6 protein-coding genes and 1 pseudogene are annotated in these 4954 nt (G+C 69.3%); 4 read left to right on the top strand and 3 right to left on the bottom strand.

The window, feature by feature from the left end:
- Together AC1DOC_RS18915 and AC1DOC_RS18910 are read right to left on the bottom strand one after the other, a co-directional pair.
- A pseudogene (locus tag AC1DOC_RS18915) lies at nucleotides 1-136 on the bottom strand (VOC family protein); the annotation flags it as partial.
- A gap of 65 nt (nucleotides 137-201) precedes the next feature.
- A complete protein-coding gene (locus AC1DOC_RS18910; RefSeq protein WP_478081566.1) occupies nucleotides 202-1065 on the bottom strand; it encodes a helix-turn-helix domain-containing protein in 864 nt (287 codons plus the stop codon).
- Between the two features lie 75 nt (nucleotides 1066-1140).
- Between AC1DOC_RS18910 and AC1DOC_RS18905 the strand changes: the two genes are divergently transcribed.
- Both AC1DOC_RS18905 and AC1DOC_RS18900 read left to right on the top strand, forming a co-directional pair.
- A complete protein-coding gene (locus tag AC1DOC_RS18905; protein WP_062361595.1) occupies nucleotides 1141-2334 on the top strand; it encodes a PLP-dependent transferase in 1194 nt (397 codons plus the stop codon).
- 113 nt (nucleotides 2335-2447) lie between these two features.
- Nucleotides 2448-2651 (top strand): hypothetical protein, encoded by a 204-nt coding sequence (locus tag AC1DOC_RS18900; RefSeq protein ID WP_012747323.1) that lies wholly within the window; start codon nucleotides 2448-2450, stop codon nucleotides 2649-2651.
- A 75-nt stretch (nucleotides 2652-2726) separates the two neighbouring features.
- Here the strand turns inward: AC1DOC_RS18900 and AC1DOC_RS18895 are convergent, their stop codons facing one another.
- A complete protein-coding gene (locus AC1DOC_RS18895) occupies nucleotides 2727-3407 on the bottom strand; it encodes an arylesterase (protein WP_478081766.1) in 681 nt (226 codons plus the stop codon).
- On the opposite strand from AC1DOC_RS18895, the gene AC1DOC_RS18890 reads away from it, so the two are divergent.
- Nucleotides 3406-4128 carry an ABC transporter ATP-binding protein gene (locus tag AC1DOC_RS18890; protein WP_012747325.1) on the top strand — a complete coding sequence of 241 codons (723 nt, stop codon included), beginning with the start codon at nucleotides 3406-3408 and terminating at the stop codon, nucleotides 4126-4128. The genes AC1DOC_RS18895 and AC1DOC_RS18890 overlap by 2 nt on opposite strands.
- Nucleotides 4125-4954: hypothetical protein (locus AC1DOC_RS18885; RefSeq protein WP_478130268.1), on the top strand; the 830-nt coding region annotated here is incomplete at its 3' end. The genes AC1DOC_RS18890 and AC1DOC_RS18885, both read left to right, overlap by 4 nt.

Here is a 4954-nt window from a genome sequence, read left to right as displayed (position 1 = left end):
GTTCCGCATGGCCGATGCGGCCGCTCGGCTCGGTGAGGCGGAAGATCTCCTTGACTTCGAAGACCTTGCAATAGAAGTCGATGGCCGCGCCGGCATCGTCGACGCAGAGGTACGGAAACAGTTCGTGGATTGCCATGAGGGTTGCCTTTCGGAAGGAAGGAAGAAGCCATGTCCCGGCGCCGATTCTGCGGCGCCGCTCCGCTAGCGTCTTGAACGAATTTGACCTGCGGCCGCCGGCACATGCCGAGGCGACACGGCCCCGGACTGCCGCCAGGCCCCTGGCGGCATGCCCGCCAGCGCCGAGAACTCGCGGCTCAGGTGCGCCTGGTCGCTRTAGCCCGCGGCGAGCGCGATCTCGGCCCAGCTCTGCACCGGGCCGCCGGCCAGCGCCAGCGCGCGGTCGAAGCGCATCACCCGTGCATATTCCTTCGGGCCAAGGCCGATGCCGCTGCGAAAAAGAGCGATGAAGCGGCGGTGGCTGTAGCCGCTGCGTGCCACCAGCGCGGCGATCGGCGGGTTCTCGCGCGCCAGCGGACCGAGCGCTGCGGCAATGGCCGGGTGCAGGCCACGCAGGCCGGCGCCTTGCGAATCGATGGCGCGCTGGGCGAGCAAGGCTTCGAAGACCGCCAACTGCGCTTCGAGGCTGCCCGCCGCGTGGATCCGTTCGAGCGCGGCGTTGGCCTGCTGCGCACCCCAGAGCGCATCGAGCGGCGTGTGCTGGCCGGCCAGCGCGTCTTCGGGTGCGCCGAGCAGCGCGCGGGCGGCCCCGGGCTGGAGCTGCGCGCCGACCGAGCGCGTGGCCACCGAAACGTCGCGCATGTAGGGGGCGGCCCGTGCACCGCCGACGATCGCATGGCCGCAGGTCTGGCCGTGCACGTCGCCCGGGCCGCCGAACAGCTTCAGCGGCGGCCCCGAGAGCCGGAACACCAGGTGCATGCCCCCGGTGGGCAGCACGTGTTCGCGCGCGCCCGGCTGCCCGGCGGCCGCGCCCGCGGGGGCCGAGGCCCACATCAGCCGCACGTAGGGACGCAGGCAGGGGGCGGGGAGTCTTGTCAGCTGCGGCATGCTGCAGCCCTGGGGAAAAACCGGCTGTTGCCCATCGGCGCATTGTGCGGCGGATTGCCGCGCTAGCATCGGGCCATGAGCAAGCCTTCCACGACCCTGATCCACCACCCCTACACGCCGCCCGCCAACTTCGCCGCGCCGCAGCCTGGCATCTACAAGGCCTCGACGGTATTTTTTGCCGACGTGGCCGCGATGCGCGCGCGCGACTGGAAGACCAAGGCCGGCTACACCTACGGCCTGCATGGCACGCCAACCACCTTCACGCTCGAGGAGCGCCTGGCCACGCTCGAAGGCGGCACCGAGTGCCTGCTGGTGCCGAGCGGCCTGGCCGCCATTTCGCTGGTTTCCTTCGCCTTCCTGAAGAGCGGCGACGAAGTGCTGATTCCCGACAACGCCTACGGCCCCAACAAGGCGCTGGCGACCGGCGAGCTGGCCAACTTCGGCATCACGCACCGCCTGTACGACGCGATGAATCCTGCCGACCTGGCCGCCAAGCTCTCGGACCGCACGCGGCTGGTGTGGCTCGAGGCGGCGGGCTCGGTGACGATGGAGTTTCCGGACCTGCCGGCGCTCGTGAAAGCCTGCCGTGCGCGCGGCGTGGTGACGGCGCTGGACAACACCTGGGGCGCGGGCCTCGCGTTCACGCCTTTCGATTTCAATGGCAGCGGGCAGGGCGTGGACATCTCGGTGCATGCGCTCACCAAATACCCGAGCGGCGGCGGCGACGTGCTGATGGGCAGCGTGGTCACGCGCGACGAGCGGCTGCACCGCGCGCTCAAGCTCACCCATATGCGCACCGGGTTCGGCGTGGGCGTCGGCGACGTGGAAACACTGCTGCGGTCGCTGCCGAGCATCGGGCTGCGCTATGCCGCGCATGACCGTTCGGCGCGCGAACTGGCGCGCTGGCTTGCCGGCCGCGAAGAGATCGCGCAGGTGCTCCACCCGGCACTCGAAGGATCGCCCGGCCATGCCAACTGGCGTGCGCTGTGCGGCGGCACGGACCTGGCGGCGGGCCTGTTCTCGGTCGTGTTCGACGAAAGCTTCAGCACCGAGCAGGTCGACCGCTTCTGCGACAGCCTGAACCTGTTCCGCCTCGGCTATTCGTGGGGCGGTCCGGTGAGCCTGGTGGTGCCGTACGACATCGGCCTGATGCGCGATGCCAGCGTGGCGCGCTGGCCGCACAAGGGCACGCTGGTGCGCTTCTCGGTCGGGCTGGAAGATGTGGAAGACCTGCGAGCCGACCTGCAGCAGGCGCTCGCGCGGATGTAAGAGAAGTTTTCCGGATGCCGGGGCCCGCGGCTCCACGGGCTTGGGGTGCACCGTTATCGCTTACAGTTGGATGACACGCAGTCGCTTTGACTGCCTCGTTCAAGGAGAGAACAGTGGCAACACCCAATTACGGCTACGAAAAGCGCCAGAAGGAGCTGGCCAAGAAGAAGAAAAAGGAAGAGAAGCTCCGCGAAAAGGCCAATCGCAAGCTCTCCCCGAGCAGCGACGGCCTGGCCCCGGGTGACCCGGAAACCGACGTGGCCTCGCTCGAACGCGATCCGCCGACGGTGCCCGATCTGCCGACCAAGAACGGCTGATCCCAGATCAAGCTCTCGACAAGAAAGCCGCTGCGGGCCCTCGGGCCTGGAGCGGCTTTTTCTGTTTCGGCAGGCCTACTTGGCGGCGAGCAGCTTGCGCAGTTCCGGCCAGACGTTGTCGAGCAGCTGCGGCTGCGCGGCGGCCGTGGGATGGATGCGGTCGGCCTGGAACAGCGCCAGCGCGTCGGGCGCATCGGCCACGCCCTTGAGCAGGAAGGGCACCAGCGCCGCCTTGGTGGTGCTGGCCACCTTGCCGAACACGGCCTCGAAGCGCCGCGTGTAGTCGCCGCCGTAGTTGGGCGGCACCTGGATGCCGACGATCAGCACCTTGGCGCCGGCCGCCTGCGCCGCCTTGGTGATCTGCAGCAGGTTGTCCTCGGTGTTCTGCAGCGGCAGGCCGCGCAGCGCATCGTTGGCGCCGAGTTCGACCACCACGTGGGTGGGCTTGTGCTGCGCCAGCAGCGAGGCAAACCGGGCCCGTCCGCCCGAGCTGGTGTCGCCGCTGATGCTGGCATTGACCACCGTGGCCGGGATCTTCTGCTGGGCGAGGCGCTTCTCGAGCAGGGGCACCCAGCCTTCGCCGCGCTTGAGGCCGTACTCGGCGCTCAGCGAATCGCCAAGCACCAGGATCATGGGCTGGCGGGGCGCCGCGGCCTGCGCGCCCTGGGCATGGGCTGCCGTCCATGTCCCTGCGCTGCCGAGTGCGGCAGCGCTCAAGATAAAGTCACGTCGTTTCAAAACGAAAAGCCTTTCCATGTCCCAACCCCCGTCTGATGCCATTGTCGCAGTCGAGCATGTGTTCAAGTCCGTGACCGACTCGACCGGTACGCTCGACATTCTGCAGAACATCGATTTCACCCTGGGCGCGCGGGAGACCGCCGCCATCGTGGGTGCCTCGGGTTCGGGCAAGAGCACCTTGCTGTCGATCATTGCCGGGCTCGACACGCCCACGCGCGGCACCGTCAGGCTCGCGGGCGACGACATCTTCGCCATCGACGAGGACGAGCGCGCCGCGCTGCGCGCCCAGCGCGTGGGCTTCGTGTTCCAGAGCTTCCAGCTGCTGGGCAACCTGAGCGCGCTCGAGAACGTGATGCTGCCGCTCGAACTGGCCGACCGCAAGGACGCGCGCAAGGCCGCCACCGAGATGCTCGGGCGCGTCGGCCTCGGCCAGCGGCTCGGCCACTATCCCAAGGTGCTCTCGGGCGGCGAGCAGCAGCGCGTGGCGCTGGCCAGGGCCTTCGTGGTGCAGCCGGCGCTGCTGCTGGCCGACGAGCCCACCGGCAGCCTCGACTTCGCGACCGGCGAGCAGGTCATGCGGCTGATGTTCGACCTGAACCGCGAACTCGGCACCACGCTCGTGCTGGTCACGCACGACCGCGGCATTGCGGCCCAGTGCGAGCGCCGCATCACCATCGAGGCCGGGCGCATGGCGCTCAACGAGTCGACGCCGGTGCTGGTGGCTTCGCTGCAGGCATGATTGTTCCCCGGTTCTGGGCCGAAGGCCGCATCCAGGAGCACGTCGCGGGCAAGCAGATCACGGTGCGGCGCTACGGCTGGTCCGACGAGAGCCCGATCGCCGCGCAGGCCCATGCCGACCAGCGCACGCAAGAGGCGTTCGAGCGCATCGCTGCGGGCGAGGCGCTCAACCGCCGCGAGCGCAAACTGGCCTACAACGGCGCCGAAGGCGTGCCCATCCGCGAAGAGATCGTCGAGCGGCAGGGCGACACCGTCATCACCCGCAACAGCTATGGCGCGCGCTGCCTCAACACGCCCGACGTGCTGTTCGTCGACATCGACTTCGACGAACCCCTGCGCGGCAGCGTCTTCGGCTTTGCACTGGCGCCCGCGCTGATCGCCGGCATCGTCGGCGGCTGGACGGCCAAGACCTGGCTGGGCGGGCTGATCGCGGCCATGGTGGTCTTTGCCGTCGCCTACCGCATCGGCCTGGCCAGGAAGCGCGGCGAGGCCAGCGGCAACCCCGCGCCCGAAAAGCGCGCGGCCGAGCGCATCGGGCGCTTCGTCCACCAGCACCCCGACTGGCACCTGCGCCTGTACCGCACGCCGGCCGGATTCCGCGTGCTGGCGATGCACGACGTCTTCAGCCCGGCCGACATGGCGGTGGCCGACTGCTTCCATGCACTGGGCGTCGACAAGGTCTACGCACGCATGTGCCGCAACCAGAACTGCTTTCGCGCCCGCCTGAGCGCCAAGCCCTGGCGCATCGGCATCGGCGAGCACCTGCGGCCGCGGCCGGGCGTGTGGCCCGTGTCGCCCGAGAAGCTGCCGCTGCGCGATGCCTGGGT

The sequence above is a fragment of the Variovorax sp. 01T439_2 genome (assembly GCF_056398445.1).
Note: the sequence above shows the minus strand (reverse complement) of the source record. Positions and strands in the feature narration are given on the sequence as shown.